The sequence below is a fragment of the Nonomuraea sp. NPDC059023 genome (genome assembly GCF_042740095.1).
Taxonomy (GTDB): domain Bacteria; phylum Actinomycetota; class Actinomycetes; order Streptosporangiales; family Streptosporangiaceae; genus Nonomuraea.
Genome location: NZ_JBHYIO010000006.1, coordinates 1 through 14,793, shown reverse-complemented (window position 1 = coordinate 14,793; position 14,793 = coordinate 1). Strand labels below are relative to the sequence as shown.

Here is a 14,793-nt window from a genome sequence, read left to right as displayed (position 1 = left end):
CAAGGGTAGTGGCGTCGCCGGGTTTACGGGTCAGGTTGACACCCCTGGTGGACAAGTCCGGAATATTAAGATTCCGTCTAGCTACTTCCGAGTAGCTAGAATTGGTTCTAGGTTTGTGACGGCCCCCACATCACAGCCCGCAAGAGGAGGAACCCCCCGTGATCAAGATCCTCTTAGCAGCGATCATCGGCATCGCCGTGGCCGCTCTGGTGACGACGGTGACAACCGTCTCGCTCACGGGTTCTACCGCGACGCCTGTCAACAGGCCGCTTTACAACTACGGCGACCGGTAAGCCGCACGTCATGCCGCCGTCCCGCCGAGGGGACGCGCGGGTAAGCCGTACACCACTGCTTGAGATCGTCGTCCCGGCCTACAACGAGGAACGACGACTCCCCGGGGGCCTCCTGCAGCTGTGCGCGAAGCTTGCCCAAATGCCGTTCCCGGCCGCCGTCATCGTCGTCGACAACAACAGCACGGACACCACAGCCGAGATCGTCAAGACGTGGCCGGAAGGCGAGGTTCCGGTCCGCCTGATCGCCTGCCCCGTCCCCGGCAAGGGCGCCGCGGTGCGGGCGGGACTTCTGGAGACGCGGGCCCCGCTGGTCGGGTTCTGCGACGCCGACATGGCCACCGACCTCGACGCGGTCGACGTGGCCGTCGGTCTGCTGCTCTCCGGGGAGCGCGTGGTCATCGGCTCGCGGGCGCACACCTTCTCCGAGGTCGAGAACCGCCACAGCCGTGTGCGCGAACTGGGCGCCGTGGGCTTCCGCGCGCTCGCCTCCCGTCTCGTCCGCGGGGTGAGCGACACGCAGTGCGGCTTCAAGTTCTTCGACGGCCGGCTCGCCCGCGAGGTGGCCGGACGCATGCGCACGCCCGGGTTCGCCTTCGACGTGGAGTTCCTCGCCCGCTGCGCGGCGCTGGGCTCCGCGGCGATGGAGATCCCCATCCAGTGGCACGACATGCCGGGATCGCGCTTCTCCCCGGCCCGGCACAGCGCCGGGATCCTGCTGGAACTCGGCGGGATCTGGCTGCGGCTGCGCGCCGAGTCACGCGGCGTCGTACGCCCGGCGTGGGAACACGCGCCCGACCCCGTCGGATATTCGTGATCCCGTCCGAACTCGAAGGACTACGCGTCGCCGTCGTCAACTGGCGGGATCCGTGGCACCCGGCCGCCGGCGGCGCCGAGACGTACGCCTGGCAGATGGCCAGGCGCTTCGCCCGCGCGGGCGCGCGGGTGCGCTTCGTGACGGCGCGCGCGCCCGGCCAGGCCCGCCACCAGACCGTCGACGGGGTACGGCTGGCCAGGATGGGCGGCCTGTTCACCGTCTACCCGCTGGTGCTGGCCTGGCTGCTGCGCCGCAGGAACAGGTTCGACGTGGTGCTCGACTGCCAGAACGGCATCCCGTTCTTCACGCCGTGGGTGCTGCACCGCCGTACCAGAGTGATCTGCGTCGTGCACCACGTGCACGACCGGCAGTTCGACGTGCACCTGCCGCGGTGGCTGGCCGTGCTGGGCCGCTTCCTGGAGGGCCCGGCCTCGCGCTGGACCTACCGCAGGCGGCGCAGCGTCGCGGTCTCCCCCTCGACGGTGGCGGCGATGCGCGTACGGCTCGGCTGGCATGGCCCGATCGACATCGTCCCGAACGGCGTCGAACCGGGCACGGATCACCGGGCGGCGCGCAGCCGTACGCCCAAGCTCGTCTGCGTGGGCAGGCTCGTCGCGCACAAGCGCGTCGACCTGCTGCTCGACGCCGTGCCCGAGCTGCGCGAGCGCTGGCCAGAGCTGACCGTGGACATCGTCGGCCGCGGCCCCGAGGAGGAACGGCTGCGCGCGCGGCTGCCGGAAGGCGTGACCATGCACGGCTACGTGTCCGAGGACGAGAAGGAGCGGCTCATCTCGACCGCCTGGCTGCAGGTCAACGCCTCCCAAGGCGAGGGCTGGGGACTGTGCGTGCTGGAGGCCGCCGCGCTCGGCGTGCCCACGGTCGCCTTCGACGTGGACGGGCTCAGGGACGCCATCCGCCACGGCGAGACCGGCTGGCTCGTGTCCGAGGGCGCCGACCTGGCCAAGGGCATCGCCGCCGCGCTCGACGAGCTCGACGGCGCCCAGAGCGCGAGCTGCCGTGGCTGGGCGTCGAGGTTCCGCTGGGACAACAGCGCCGAACGGCTGGCAGAGCTGGCCCTGGGCCGTCCGGTCGCGCCGATGCGGGTCTTCGGTTGGGAGCCGTCGTGAACGACACCCCGGTCAGCGGGCGGGCCAGGCACCGGCTCTGGCTGGCGATCTGCTGCCTCGGCTTCGCCGTCCTGGCGTTCACCACCAGTCCCGGCGACATCATCGCGGACACCAAGATCGACCTCGCGCTCAACCCGGTCGGCTGGCTGGAACGCCTGGCCCACCTCTGGGACCTCCAGCACTTCGGCCAGCTCCAGAACCAGGTCGCCGGCTACCTCTTCCCCATGGGCCCGTTCTTCGCCCTCGGCGAGCTGCTCGGCCTGGACCCCTGGATCACCCAGCGGCTCTGGCTGACGTTGCTCATGTGCGTCGCGTTCCTCGGCGTGGAACGGCTGGCCAGGCAGTTCGGCATCGGCAACCCCGGCACCCGCGTCGCCGGCGCGCTGGCGTACGCGCTCGCGCCCCGGGTGCTGTCGATCATCGGCGAGATCTCCGCCGAGTGGCTGCCCGCCGCGATGCTGCCGTGGATCCTGCTCCCGCTGCTGACCGCCGCCGAGACCGGCCAGCGGGCCAGGGCGGCGATCAGATCGGGTCTGGCCGTCGCCCTCTGCGGCGGCGTCAACGCCGTCGCCGTGCTCGCCGTGCTCATCGCCCCGGTGCTCTACATCCTGACCAGGCCCAAAGCCGTCCCGCGCTGGCGCATGCTGGCCTGGTGGAGCGGCGCGGTGGGCGTGGCCACGCTGTTCTGGTGGCTGCCGCTGCTGCTCGTGGGCCGGTACGCGTTCTCCTTCCTGCCCTACACCGAGACCTCCACCGCCACCACCCAGGTCACCTCGCTGACCAACGTGCTGCGCGGCGCCTCCGACTGGGTGCGTTACCTGACCGTCAACGGCGTGGACGCCCAGCCCGCGAGCTTCGCCATCGCGACCTCCGCGCTCATGATCGTCGTGACCGGCGTGCTCGCCGCGCTCGGCCTGGCCGGGCTCGCCCACCGCGACCTGCCCGCGCGCGGCTTCGTGATCGGGCTCTTCCTCGTCGGCGTGACCGCGCTGACCGCGGGCCACATGAGCGCGCTGGAGCCCGTCGTCGCCGAGCCCGTGCGCTGGCTGCTCGACGGTCCGCTGGCCCCGCTGCGCAACCTGCGCAAATTCGATCCTCTGGTACGGCTGCCGCTCGCCCTCGGCCTGGCCCACCTGCTCGTCAAGGTTCGCCTGCCGGTCAAGGCCGTGGCCGCGACCGCCTTCGCCTGCCTGGTGCTGCCCGTGTTCAACGTGGGCCTGGGCGCTCCCGGGCACTTCAAGGAGGTCCCGCTCTACTGGCGCCAGGCCGCCGCCTGGGTCAACGAGAACGCCGGCGGCGAAGGCGTCCTGGTCGTACCCGGCGCCAAGTTCGGCGAGTACCTGTGGGGCCGGCCCATGGACGACCCCATGCAGCCCATGTTCGCCGCCCGCTGGACGACCAGGCAGGTGACCGCGGCCGGCTCGATCGGGCTCAGCCGGCTGCTCGACGCCGTCGACCAGCGCTTCGCCGCCGGGCACGGCTCGCCCGGCCTCACCGAGGTCCTGCGCCGCATGGGCGTGCGCTACCTGCTCGTCCGCAACGACCTGAACCGGGCCGCCATCGCCGGCGCCTACCCCTCCAGGATCTACGAGGCGCTGCGCGAGTCACCCGGCATCACCCGGCTGCAGTCGTTCGGCGGCGAGGTCGGCGACACCAAGACCGACGACGCCGAGAACTCCGTCGATTGGCCCTTCCCCGCCCTGGACCTGTACGAGGTGTCGGGCAGTTCGGGTGCGGTCGGCGTGCTACCGGCCGGGGACGCGCTGGCCGTACGCGGTGGGCCGGATTCCTTGCTGTCCATGGGCGACCTCGGCCTGCTGGGGGACTCGCCCGTCCTGGTCAACGGCGACGCCGGCACCCGCGAGGCGCCGACCGTGGTCAGCGACGCGCTACGGCTGCGCGAACGCCACTTCGGCGAGATCCGCTCCAACTGGACCCAGACGCTCACCGCCGACCACCGCGAGGACTTCACCGGCGTACGCGCACTCGACCTGCTCGAAGACGGCTGGCTGGACGACACCGCCACCGCCGAGTACGAGGGCGTCTCCGCCGTGACCGCCTCATCCTCGGCCGCCGACGCCGGTGCCGTACCCGGCATCAGCAGTTCGGGACGCAGCCCGTGGGCCGCCCTGGACGGCGACTACGAGACCAACTGGGAGACCAGCGGCTGGAAACCGCCCGCGGGCGAGTGGCTGCGCCTCGACTTCCCCGCCGAACGCACGCTGCCCGGCATGAAGGTCACCTTCACCAACAACGTGCTGCTCGGCCAGTCCATCAAGACCGTGGCCGTGGAGACCGAGAACGGGCGGATCGTCCAGGACGTCCAGCAGACCAACAGCCCGCAGAGCCTGCGTGTCCCGTCCGGCACCACCGGCTGGGTACGCATCAAGGTCGTCGCCACCACGAGCCGCTCCTGGAACTTCGTCGAGCGGGTCGGCATCAGCGAGATCGCCATCCCGGGCCTGATGCCCGGCCGTACCATCCGGCTGCCGCAGGCCACCGGCGACGTCTACGTCATGGACCGCGGCGTCGACGAGCGCCCCCGCTGCATGCGCAACCAGGCCCGCTGGGTCTGCAACCCCCTCCTGGAACGCCCCGGCGAGGAGGGGGCCGGTTTCGACCGCACCTTCACCGCCGCCGAGGACGCCAAGAACGGGCTGAGCGGCTTCGCCGTCCTGCGCGACCCCGCGCTCGTCGACCGCTACACCCGCCTGACCGACGACCTCCCGTCCATCAAGGGCACCTCCCAGGTCAGCAAGGACCCGGTCGTCGCCCCCCGATCCGCCTTCGACGCCGATGCCGGCACCACCTGGATCCCCGCCGGCCCCGACGCCGAACCCGCCCTGACCATCGGCTGGAAGAAGCCGAAGACGATCTCCCGCATCCAGATCGCCCGGCCGGGCGGCGACAAGCAACCCCTGGACGTCATCGTCACCGGCGACAAGGGCGTCACCCGCGGCGCCCGCGTCGACGCCGGCGGCAACCTGGTCTTCAAGCCCATGACCACCCGCACGCTCAAACTCCGCTTCTCCGCCGCCTCCCGCCGCCTCCAGGTGACCGAGCTGATCATCCCCGGAGTGACCCCGGCCAGCCGCCCCGAGGGCATCCCGTTCCGCCTGGGCTGCGGGCAGGGCCCCACCCTTCAGCTGAACGGCAAGCAGGTCCGGACCAAGGTCAGCGGCACCTACGCCGACCTGCTGGAACAGCGCCCCGTCCGCTTCGTCAGCTGCGCCAAGGCCGCGATCTCCGCGGGCGCCAACCGGGTCAGAATCCCCGGCTGGGAGCCATGGGCGGTGTCCAGCCTGATGGTCGGCTCGCTCCAGCCCGGCTCACCCGCCGTCGCCGGCGCCGCCGTCCAGGGCACCTGGACGCCGTCCCTGCGCGAGGTACGCGTCACCGCGCCCAAGGACTCCTTCCTCATCGTCAACGAGAACTTCAACGAGGGATGGCGGGCCGAACTCGACGGCCAGACGCTGCGGCCGGTGCGGATCGACGGCTGGAAACAGGCCTGGGAACTGCCCGCCGGCACCACCGGGACCGTCCGCCTGGAGTACCGGCCTGACCGGACCTACTGGCTGGCACTGGCGGCCGGGCTGGCGGGCATCGCGGGGCTCGCCTTGCTGGCCCTCGTCATGCGTGGGCCACGTCCTGAGCATGTCCTGCAGACCGCGCCCGCTCACCGGTCTCGGCTGGATCGGTGGCGGGTGCCGTACGTGATCGTGCTGGGGCTCGCGTTCGGCGGGTGGGTGGCGAGCTGGCCCGGCATGGCGGCCGTCCTGGCGACAACCGCCCTGGTCCTCCTAACCCGCCTCCACCCCACCCAGCCCCGCACCCCCAGGCCTTCCCACACCCCCACACCCACGGGCACACCAGCGCCCCCGCACAGCCACACTCCCGCGCCCTCCCACGGCGACTCCGCCACGCCCACCCACCGCGGCGCCCTCTCGTCTGCGCAGGCCCGCACTTCCGCGCCATTGCCCGGCCACGAGCACATGCCCGTCCCGGCATCTCCGGCCACAGCGGCGTCTGTGCCTTCGCGTGGTCCGGCCGTCGTCTCCGTCTCCGCGTCCTTGCCCGGCGCTGGTTCCGAAGGTGTGGTTCCTGGACAGGCGCCGGGAGGCGTACCCGAGGCGCCCGCGGACCGTAGGGGCGGGCGGATCGCGGGGATGGTGGCGTCGCCGTGGCTGGGAGCGGTGCTGTTCGTGCTCGCGGCGGCGGCCGTGGCGGCCGGGATCCGGCTGGATCTGCCGGTCCTGGCCGACCAGGTGGCTCAGCTGATCGCCTGCGCGGCCATGGGAGCGCTGTTCGGGGCGCTGGTCACCGTGCCGCCCCGGACGGTTCCCGAGCCGGAGGTTCCGGCGGTGGAACAGGAACTCGCCGCCGCAGCCCGCTGAGCCGCAGGGCGTTCTCCTCAACGAGGTGGTAACTCCCCGCACTGATCAGCAGCGTCCCGATCAGCGTGAAGGTCGCGACAGGCCAGAAGTTCCCATTGAACGGCTCCGCGTCCGTCACCTTGTAATACAAAGTGATCACCGGCGCATGCCAGAGGAACACGCTGTAGGAGATCCGCCCCAGATAAGCCGAAACGGGATTCCCCAGCACCCGATGCCGCAAGGAGTCGGTACGAGGCGCCAACGCGAACGGCGCCACCACCAGCACCGCCACCGCGGTCTCCAGCATCATCCGCCAGAGCGACTGCGACAACGAAGGCAACGTCAACGTACGCGGCCCCGCCAGCTCCGTACTGAGCATCGCGTAGAGCAGCACCGCCAGCACCAGCAACTGCGGCGCCAGTGAGTCCAGCGCCCGAGACTCCTTGATCCACACCGACAGGACAGCCATGGCCATCCCAGCGGCGAAGTAGATCAGGTGATGCGGCAACCACAAGGCCAGCTGCGGCTGATCCCACACATGCGCCGCCACCACCGTGGCAATCGAGATCACCGGCAGGACGGCAATGCCCCCCAACAACCGCACCGCCCGATTCCCCCGCCGCGCCCAAACCCCCAGACACCAGGCGATAAGCGGCAACGCCAGATAGAAGGCCAGCTCGATAGGCATGGTCCACATCTGGTAGAGCCCGTCAGGTGCCTGACCCTGGCCGGTGTAGTTCTGGAGCATCAGCATCCAGGTGGCCCAGCCGTACCCGTCGAGCGAACTCCAGGCCCACAGCGCCAGCGCGGTCACCAGCCAGTAGGCAGGAAAGACCCGCAGAAGCCGCCGCCACAGATACCGCGGCGTACCAGGCGCCCGACCCCCCTCAACAAAAGCCTTGGCCCAGGGCCGAAACAACAGCAGCCCGGAAAGCAGAAAGAAGATCGGCACCGCGATCCCGAGCCGCGTGGTCATCCACGCGAACATCCCATCCCGATAGATGACCCCCGTATTCCCCCCAACATGCAACAGCCAGACCCCCAGCGCCGCCAACCCCCGAATCCCATCCAACGCCGCATCCCGCCCACCCCCACCTGCCGACTGATTGGTGGGTTCGGTGCCGTGGGGTGTTGCTCCGCCGCCTGCCGACTGGTTGGTGGGCTCGGAGGCGCCAAGAGCTGCCCCGCCGCCTGCCGGCCGGTTGGTAGGTGCGGAGCCCTCGAACCTCCCGCCGCCTGTCGACTGGTTGGTGGGTTCGGCCGCGTAGTGAGCTGGCCAGGCACCTGGCGGCTGCGCGGTGGGTTCGGCGGCGTGGGGTGGTGCTCCGCTACCTGCCGGCCGGTTGGTAGGTGCGGGGCCCTCGAACCTCCCGCCGCCTGCCGACTGGTTGGTGGGCTGGGCGGTGCCAAGGGTTGCCCCGGTGGCTGCCGATTGGTTGGTGGGTTCGGCGGGGCGTTGGGGTGTGTCGGGGGGTGGTGGCTGGTTGGCCGAGGGGGTGGGGGTGGGGGTTGGGGGTGGGGTGCCGGCTACGAGTTTGTCTTCGGGGGGTTTTCTCACGGGCGTTTCCTCAGGACGAGCACCAGGTTCCACGTTGCGAACTCCCTGACGATCGGGACCTTCAGCATCGGGCGGTACCACCAGGGCAGGTAGCGGGGGATCGCGTCCACCAGCTCCACCTCTGCGGCGGTTCGGGCCCAGCGGAGGCCTGCGGCCACCGAGACGGGGTACAGACTCTCCTTGTACCGATTTTTCGGCGGCCTGCCGTGTTTTTCGTGGTATTTCCGGGCGGCCAGCTCCCCACCCAAGTAGTGCCACGGCGACGTCTCGTGCCCGCCCCACGGCGACAGCCAGTTCGTGTAGGCGAGGAAGATCAGGCCGCCTGGTCTAGTCACCCGGGCCATCTCGGTGGCCATCCGCCACGGGTCCGGCACGTGCTCCAGCACGTTCGAGGAGAAGCAGACGTCCACGCTGCCGTCGCGGAACGGCAGGTCCATGGCGCTGCCCAGCAGCCCGCCGCCCGCCAGTTCGCCCGCGTTCACGTCGACGCAGACGCAGCGCGCGCCCCTGCGCCGGAACTCCCGCGCGAAGTAGCCGGGGCCGCCGCCCACGTCGAGCACGGTCCGGCCGTCCAGGTCCGCGTACCCCACGAGCTGGGCGGCGGTGTCGGCGGCCAGCGTCGTGTAGTAGGCGTCCCCGTCGCTCTGCTCGGAGCGGAAGGCGCGGAACAGCCGTAAGGACCGCGCGAGATCGGCGCGTACCGGAGTGTCTCCCATAACCCAACCCACGTTAGAACCTGTTTCTATCGATTTGGTTGCGGCTCTATACCGCCCGGTGACGCATGTCACTCACTGTCATACTTTGGTCCCCTAGCGCCGGGTCATACGACAACACGTTCTAGGAGCCGTTGATGGGTCGCATTTCCACGCTTGTTCTCATCGGGGTCGGAGCGTTCTTCATCGCATTAGCCCCGCTGGTGAAGTTCTGGGCGGCGGAAAAGATCATCGCCGCCCCGGCCAACCAGTTCGGCATCACCCGGCTGACGGCGACGGGCGCGCAGTACTTCTCCAAGCAGGACCTCAAGGTCCTCACCGCCGACCTCGACATCATCGTCACGACCCGCGGCGACGTGAAGGAGTCCAAGGACGACGTGGTCGTCTGGGACGAGGCCACCGTCGTCAACGACGTGACCAACAGGCGTCCCCAGATCGACCTGTCGGACCGCCGCAGCGCGTTCGACAAGTACACCGGCGCCGGCGTGAACTGCTGCGCCGTCAACGTCAAGAAGGCCCCGGTCACCCTTGAGGGCCAGATCTACAAGTTCCCGTTCGGCGTGGAGAAGAAGACCTACAAGGTGTTCAACTCCAGCGTGCAGAAGGCCTTCGACGCCACGTTCGTGCGCGAGGAGGCGGTGAACGGCCTGCCCGTCTACGTCTTCGAGCAGCAGATCCCCTCCACCAAGACCGAGACCCTGACCGCCCCGGCCTCCGTCCTCGGCATGACCGAGGAGGGCGACGTCCAGGTCGACCGCTACTACGACGGCAAGGTCACCTTCTGGATCGAGCCGGCCACCGGCGCGCCGGTCAAGCAGGAGCAGCAGCGCCACGAGGTGCTGAAGACCCAGGACGGCGTCGAGCGTTCGCTGGCCTTCGTGGCCACGGCGAAGATGACCGACCAGACCGTCGCCGACCTGGTCTCCAGCGCCCAGAAGAGCAAGAGCCAGATCAACCTGCTGAAGAACATCATCCCGCTGGTGCTGCTGATCGTCGGCGTCGCCTTCGTGCTCGTGGGTGTCCTGGTGGGCCGCCGCGCCGAGCGCTGACACCCGGTTTCCGAAATGGCCCGTCCCTGCGGCAGGGGCGGGTCTTTCGTTTTCACCACGAAGCGTAGTTAGAACACGTTCTTGCAAGATGTTACCCGCCAGTACCGACGTGATGTTCTAGAGTAGAACGTGTTGCAATTAACCTGATGTCGGGATTAACGTCAGGCCATGCGGACCCGTGTCACCGAGATGTTCGGGATCGAACTGCCGATCTTCGCCTTCAGCCACTGCCGGGATGTCGTCGCCGCGGTCAGCCGGGCAGGCGGCATGGGCGTCCTCGGCGCCCTCTACTTCACGCCCGAAGAGCTCGAGATGGAGCTCAAATGGATCGACGACCACGTGGACGGCAGGCCGTACGGCGTGGACGTGGTCATGCCCGCCTCCTACGAGGGCGCGGACTTCGCGCCCGAGGAACTCGTCGGCAAGCTCCAGGGGATGATCCCCGAGGGGCACCGCGCCTTCGTGGAGGACCTGCTCCGGCGCCATGACGTCCCCGAGTCGTCGGCCGACGCGGGCAGAGTCCTGCTCGGCTGGACGGACGCCACCGCCAGGCCGCAGGTCGAGGTGGCGTTGCGGCACCCGATCGCGCTACTGGCCAACGCGCTCGGGCCGCCGCCCGCCGACGTCGTCGAGCTGGCGCACCGGCACGGCGTCAAGGTGGCCGCCCTGGCCTCCACGCCCCGCCACGCGCTCAAGCAGGTGGAGGTGGGCGTCGACGTCGTGGTCGCCCAGGGCACCGAGGCCGGCGGGCACACCGGGGAGATCTCTACGATGGTGCTGATCCCGCAGGTCGTGGATGCCGTGGACGTTCCCGTGCTGGCCGCGGGCGGCATCGGCAACGGCCGCCAGATGGCGGCCGGGATGGCGCTGGGCGCGGAGGGCGTGTGGACCGGCTCGCTCTGGCTCACCGTCGAGGAGGCCGACACCCCGGCCATGGCCAAGGCGCGCATCCTCGAAGCCACCTCGCGCGACACCGTCCGTTCGCGCAGTTGGACGGGCAAGCCCGCGCGCCTGCTCAAGAACGAGTGGACCGACGCCTGGGAAGCCGCGGACTCCCCGGGGACGTTGCCGATGCCGCTGCAGTTCATGCTGGTGTCCGATGCGCTGCGGCGGATCGGGAGATCCGACGCCGCCGAGCTGGCCACGTTCCCGGCGGGTCAGATCATCGGCATCACCAATCAGGTCCGGCCGGTCAAGGAGGTGATGTTCGGGCTGGTCGAGGAGTACGTCGAGGCGATCGAACGGCTCGACGGGATCACGGAATCCTGACCGAGACCGAGTCGTACCCGCCGCCGCCCGGGTAGTGCCAGGCGCCGGTCAGGGTGTCGCCGTCCGCGCTGAACGTGCCCTGGTAGTAGGCGGGCGAGCCCTTCTCGCCGCCCCAGATCGTCAGCGTGTCGCCTTCGAGTTCGTAGACGTAGTCGTAGGTCTCGCCGCCGGAGCCGTAGTAGCGGGACTTGACCTCGTCGCCGGGCTTGTCCGCGCCGAACGGCATCTCCCGGCCGATGACCTCCATGCCCAGGACGGGGCCGGTCTCGCTGTCCATCGCGATGTCCTGGACGAGGAAGTTGCGGCCTGCCAGCCAGCGGTAGGTGATCGTGCCGGTGGTGCCGCCGGAGACTTTCCAGGTACCGATGAGCCTGTCGTAAATGTTCATGCCCGTATGACCGGGCGGCGCGCGGAAAGGAATCGGTCTCAGCCGAAGATTCTTTCCGGCAGTCCGAACGTGGGCAGCGTCTCGGGCCCGAACGTGGTGATCTCGGCGATCAGGCCGTCCTCGATGCGCAGCACGTCGAGGTTGACCGCGCCGAAGAACTCCTCGCCCGGCCGCCGCACGTAGTTGGCCACCGCGGGCATCCTGTTCGCGGTGGTGGTACGCGCCCGCCACTCGCCCCACGCCTCCTGGCCCGCCATGACCGGCGCCCACATGTCGAGGATCGCCTGGCGTCCCGGGAAGAACATCATCGCCGGCGGCATGGCCTGCAGCGCGTCCTCGCGCAACAAGGTCGCCAGCGTGCCCATGTCCGCCTTCATCGACGCCTCGACGAAGCGCTTGAGAACGACCCGCTCCTCGGGGCTCGGCTCGGTGGCGGCCGCCCAGTCGCCGCGCCGTTCGGGAAGATGCTTGCGGAGCGTGGCCCGGCCGCGCTGGAGCGCGCTCTTGACGGACGGCACCGTCATCTCCAGCGCCTCGGCGGTCTCCTCCGCGGGCCAGCCGAGCACGTCGCGCATGACCAGCACCGCGCGCTGGCGCGCGGGCAGATGCTGGATGACCGCCAGAAAGGCCAGCTCGATGGTCTCCCTCGCCACGGCCAGCTCCTCCGGGAGCTGCTGGTCGGGGTACGGCTCCAGCCACGGCACATCCGACAACGGCGCCTCCGACAGCACCACGTCCTTGCGCTTGGCGAGAAGGTCGAGGCAGACGTTGGTCGCGATCTTGTAGAGCCAGGCGCGGTAGGTGGAGCGGCCCTCGTAGGTGCCGGCCCCGCGCCAGGCGCGCAGCATCGTCTCCTGAACGGCGTCCTCGGCCTCGGTGTAGGAGCCGAGCATGCGATAGCAGTGCACGTGCAGCTCACGCCGATACCGCTCCGCCTCCTCCACCCCGCCACCCTTTCAGACGGGAACGACCGTGACCAGGCTTTCCAGGCCGACGAAGTCGTCGGCGTTGCGCGTGTAGAGGGGCAGGCCATGGACGGACGCCACCGCAGCGATCATCAGGTCCAGGCGCCTCGGCCGCGGGTCGCGCTTGGCCGCGACCGTCAAAGCGACCAGAGTTCCGTATCGAGCCGCGGCCTCGGCGTCAAACGGCAGCGGGTCGAAGTCAACGGCCGCCGCCGCCAGCGTCTCCATACGGACCGCACGCGCGGTCTCCGTCTTCGCCATCACCACACCTTGATGGAGCTCGGCGAGGGTGATGGTGGTGATCTCCGAGATGCGCGGGAGGTCCTCGACGGGGATCTTGACCAGGTCTATGACGACACAGGTGTCGATCACCCCCTGGGGTTGGCGATCACCCACGTCGCCGGTCCCATGGGTCGTCATCGACACGATCTTCGTTGCCGAAGAACTCGTCGGCTTCCCGCCGCATTTCCGCGTAGTCGACCTCCGGAATGTGACGGCGGCGTGCGATGAGTTCTTCGGTGCTCAGGCGCCGTCTGCGCGGGATGGGGCGCAACTCGGCGATCTCGACGCCGTTACGGGTGATGTGAAAGATCTCGCCTGCTTCGACCTGATCCATGACGGCGGCCGAGTTGTTGCGGAACTCTCGTTGAGTGATGACCTTCATCATGCCATCATCGTAGCGAGGTGTAGCCCCATGTGCTACACGCCCCGGTAGGTCGCGGGGCGCTTCTCCTTGAAGGCGCGGGAGCCCTCGCGGGCGTCCTCGGAGCCGATGACCGGCCAGCCGTACTCGTCGGAGACCTTCAAGGCTTCCGGCTCGGCCAGGCCCAGGGTGTCGCGGTAGGTCCGCAGGATCGCCTGTACGGCCAGCGGCCCCGACCCGGCGATGTCGTCGGCGATCTCCCTGGCCACGGCCAGCGCCCGGCCGTCGGGGACCACGCGGTTGACCAGGCCCATCGACAGCGCCTCGGCGGCGGTCACCGAGCGGCCGGTGAGCAGGAGGTCCATGGCGTGGCAGTACGGGATCTGGCGCGGCAGCCGGATCGCCGCCCCGCCCATGGGGAACAGCGCCCGCTTGGCCTCGAACAACCCCAGCGTCGCCGACTCGGCCACGACGCGCAGGTCGGTGCCGATGAGCAGTTCGGTACCGCCCGCCACGGCGTAGCCCTCGGCCGCGCAGACGATCGGCTTGGTGGGCAGGTCCTCCCGCAGCAGGCCCTTCCAGTGGAAGTTGGGGATCTGGGCGGCACGGGCCTGTACGTCCGGGTCCTGGGACGGCTGGCCCATCGCCTTGAGATCGGCTCCGGCGCAGAACGTCCCTTCGGCCCCGGTCAGCACCGCCACCCGTACGCCGGGCTCGGCCGAGACGTAGGCCCAGGCCGAGGCCAGGCCGATCAACATGTCGGAGGAGAGCGCGTTGCGGGCCTCCGGCCGGTTCATGGTGACGATCACGACGTGGCCGTCGCGTTCGATCCGGCAGTGCGGGGTGCTGATCGGCAGGAGTTCCACGGGGCAACCTCCGGAGACGCTGATGTATCAAGCGCTTGCTAGGCTACACGGTCAGGTGCGCGTAGACGATGACGTTGTCCTCGTAGTGGCCCGTCGCGGGATCGAACGCGCCACCGCAGGTCACCAGCCGCAACTCCGCCCCCTCCGTCGTGCCGTACACCTTCTCGGTGGGGAAGGCGTCCTTGTCCACCCGCTCCACCGAATCCACCGCGAACTCCGCCACCGAGCCGTCCGCCCGCTTCACCGAGATCGTGTCGCCCTGTCCGAGCGTGCCGGCCTTGTGGAAGACCGCGGGCCTGCCGTGCGCGTCCACATGCCCCAGCAGTACGGCCGGCCCGTCCTCACCCGGCGTCGGCCGGTGCTTGTACCAGCCCACCAGCTCCGGCCGGTCCAGCGGCGGCACCTCCACCGACTGGTCGGGCTTGAGCCCCACCGGGTCGATCGGCGCGTCCTTCACCCCGATCTTCCCGATCGACACGCTGACCGGCTCCGACCGCTTCATGGCAGTGTCCGCCTCGGCGAACATCGGCGCCCGCTGCGGTGCCGCGGCCGGGCGCGCCGCCGCCTCCGCCGCCTGCGCGGGCAGAGGCTCGCCCTTGAACGAACCGGCGACCGCCAGGCCGCCGGAGAACACCAGTACGGCCGCCGCGGCCTGGACCAGCGTGCTCCTGATCATGACTGTTCCCCGATCGGTCGACGAAGGAAGGAAGGGGTACGGCCCGCGTGCTGCCGGGC

At 69.8% G+C, this 14,793-nt stretch carries 14 protein-coding genes; 6 read left to right on the top strand and 8 right to left on the bottom strand.

The genetic code is table 11. From position 1 onward, the window contains the following. Positions 1 to 158: 158 nt before the first annotated feature. The 4 genes from ACFWYW_RS12070 to ACFWYW_RS12055 are packed head-to-tail and all read left to right on the top strand — an operon-like array spanning position 159 to position 6,628. Positions 159 to 293, top strand: a complete 135-nt coding sequence (locus ACFWYW_RS12070) for a hypothetical protein (RefSeq protein WP_281395023.1) — start codon at positions 159 to 161, stop codon at positions 291 to 293. A gap of 10 nt (positions 294 to 303) precedes the next feature. Further along, positions 304 to 1,107 (top strand): glycosyltransferase, encoded by an 804-nt coding sequence (locus ACFWYW_RS12065; protein WP_379609760.1) that lies wholly within the window; start codon positions 304 to 306, stop codon positions 1,105 to 1,107. After that, a complete protein-coding gene (locus ACFWYW_RS12060; RefSeq protein ID WP_379609759.1) occupies positions 1,104 to 2,234 on the top strand; it encodes a glycosyltransferase family 4 protein in 1,131 nt (376 codons plus the stop codon). Before ACFWYW_RS12065 ends, ACFWYW_RS12060 begins: the two co-directional genes overlap by 4 nt. Beyond that, positions 2,231 to 6,628, top strand: coding sequence for an alpha-(1->3)-arabinofuranosyltransferase family protein (locus ACFWYW_RS12055; RefSeq protein ID WP_379609758.1), 4,398 nt, complete (start codon positions 2,231 to 2,233; stop codon positions 6,626 to 6,628). Before ACFWYW_RS12060 ends, ACFWYW_RS12055 begins: the two co-directional genes overlap by 4 nt. On the opposite strand, the gene ACFWYW_RS12050 is transcribed toward ACFWYW_RS12055, so the two are convergent. Beyond that, the gene (locus tag ACFWYW_RS12050) at positions 6,552 to 8,165 is read right to left on the bottom strand and encodes an acyltransferase family protein (RefSeq protein WP_379609757.1); all 1,614 of its coding nucleotides are present in this window, start codon (positions 8,163 to 8,165) and stop codon (positions 6,552 to 6,554) included. The two genes, ACFWYW_RS12055 and ACFWYW_RS12050, sit on opposite strands and share 77 nt — an antisense overlap. Beyond that, positions 8,162 to 8,881, bottom strand: coding sequence for a class I SAM-dependent methyltransferase (locus tag ACFWYW_RS12045; RefSeq protein WP_379609756.1), 720 nt, complete (start codon positions 8,879 to 8,881; stop codon positions 8,162 to 8,164). The genes ACFWYW_RS12050 and ACFWYW_RS12045 overlap by 4 nt, the downstream gene beginning before the upstream one ends. A 134-nt stretch (positions 8,882 to 9,015) precedes the next feature. Between ACFWYW_RS12045 and ACFWYW_RS12040 the strand changes: the two genes are divergently transcribed. After that, a complete protein-coding gene (locus ACFWYW_RS12040; RefSeq protein ID WP_379609755.1) occupies positions 9,016 to 9,927 on the top strand; it encodes a DUF3068 domain-containing protein in 912 nt (303 codons plus the stop codon). A 168-nt stretch (positions 9,928 to 10,095) separates the two neighbouring features. Further along, positions 10,096 to 11,196 carry an NAD(P)H-dependent flavin oxidoreductase gene (locus tag ACFWYW_RS12035; protein WP_379609754.1) on the top strand — a complete coding sequence of 367 codons (1,101 nt, stop codon included), beginning with the start codon at positions 10,096 to 10,098 and terminating at the stop codon, positions 11,194 to 11,196. Here ACFWYW_RS12035 and ACFWYW_RS12030 read toward each other — a convergent pair. Genes ACFWYW_RS12030 through ACFWYW_RS12005 form a run of 6 tightly spaced genes read right to left on the bottom strand, consistent with a single transcriptional unit; the run spans position 11,183 to position 14,734 of the window. After that, complete coding sequence (locus tag ACFWYW_RS12030) at positions 11,183 to 11,584, bottom strand: hypothetical protein (RefSeq protein ID WP_379609753.1); 402 nt, start codon at positions 11,582 to 11,584, stop codon at positions 11,183 to 11,185. The two genes, ACFWYW_RS12035 and ACFWYW_RS12030, sit on opposite strands and share 14 nt — an antisense overlap. Before the next feature lie 38 nt (positions 11,585 to 11,622). Continuing rightward, on the bottom strand, positions 11,623 to 12,528 hold the full coding sequence (locus ACFWYW_RS12025) for an RNA polymerase subunit sigma-70 (protein ID WP_379609752.1): 906 nt from the start codon (positions 12,526 to 12,528) through the stop codon (positions 11,623 to 11,625). A gap of 12 nt (positions 12,529 to 12,540) precedes the next feature. Then, positions 12,541 to 12,969, bottom strand: a complete 429-nt coding sequence (locus ACFWYW_RS12020; RefSeq protein WP_379610110.1) for a type II toxin-antitoxin system VapC family toxin — start codon at positions 12,967 to 12,969, stop codon at positions 12,541 to 12,543. Next, entirely contained in the window at positions 12,938 to 13,216 is a 279-nt protein-coding gene (locus ACFWYW_RS12015; protein ID WP_379609751.1) for a type II toxin-antitoxin system Phd/YefM family antitoxin, read from the bottom strand. The genes ACFWYW_RS12020 and ACFWYW_RS12015 overlap by 32 nt, the downstream gene beginning before the upstream one ends. Positions 13,217 to 13,248: 32 nt before the next feature. After that, on the bottom strand, positions 13,249 to 14,058 hold the full coding sequence (locus ACFWYW_RS12010) for a crotonase/enoyl-CoA hydratase family protein (protein WP_379609750.1): 810 nt from the start codon (positions 14,056 to 14,058) through the stop codon (positions 13,249 to 13,251). Between the two features lie 43 nt (positions 14,059 to 14,101). After that, on the bottom strand, positions 14,102 to 14,734 hold the full coding sequence (locus ACFWYW_RS12005; RefSeq protein ID WP_379609749.1) for a class F sortase: 633 nt from the start codon (positions 14,732 to 14,734) through the stop codon (positions 14,102 to 14,104). Between the last annotated feature and the right edge of the window lie 59 nt (positions 14,735 to 14,793).

Excerpts from the sequence above, each read along its gene's own strand:
- ACFWYW_RS12020 (WP_379610110.1), bottom strand. The coding sequence starts at position 12,969 with ATGACGACCCATGGGACCGGCGACGTGGGTGATCGCCAACCCCAGGGG.
- ACFWYW_RS12045 (WP_379609756.1), bottom strand. The coding sequence starts at position 8,881 with ATGGGAGACACTCCGGTACGCGCCGATCTCGCGCGGTCCTTACGGCTG.
- ACFWYW_RS12030 (WP_379609753.1), bottom strand. The coding sequence starts at position 11,584 with ATGAACATTTACGACAGGCTCATCGGTACCTGGAAAGTCTCCGGCGGC.
- ACFWYW_RS12005 (WP_379609749.1), bottom strand. The coding sequence starts at position 14,734 with ATGATCAGGAGCACGCTGGTCCAGGCCGCGGCGGCCGTACTGGTGTTC.
- ACFWYW_RS12040 (WP_379609755.1), top strand. The coding sequence starts at position 9,016 with ATGGGTCGCATTTCCACGCTTGTTCTCATCGGGGTCGGAGCGTTCTTC.
- ACFWYW_RS12065 (WP_379609760.1), top strand. The coding sequence starts at position 304 with ATGCCGCCGTCCCGCCGAGGGGACGCGCGGGTAAGCCGTACACCACTG.
- ACFWYW_RS12015 (WP_379609751.1), bottom strand. The coding sequence starts at position 13,216 with ATGATGAAGGTCATCACTCAACGAGAGTTCCGCAACAACTCGGCCGCC.
- ACFWYW_RS12035 (WP_379609754.1), top strand. The coding sequence starts at position 10,096 with ATGCGGACCCGTGTCACCGAGATGTTCGGGATCGAACTGCCGATCTTC.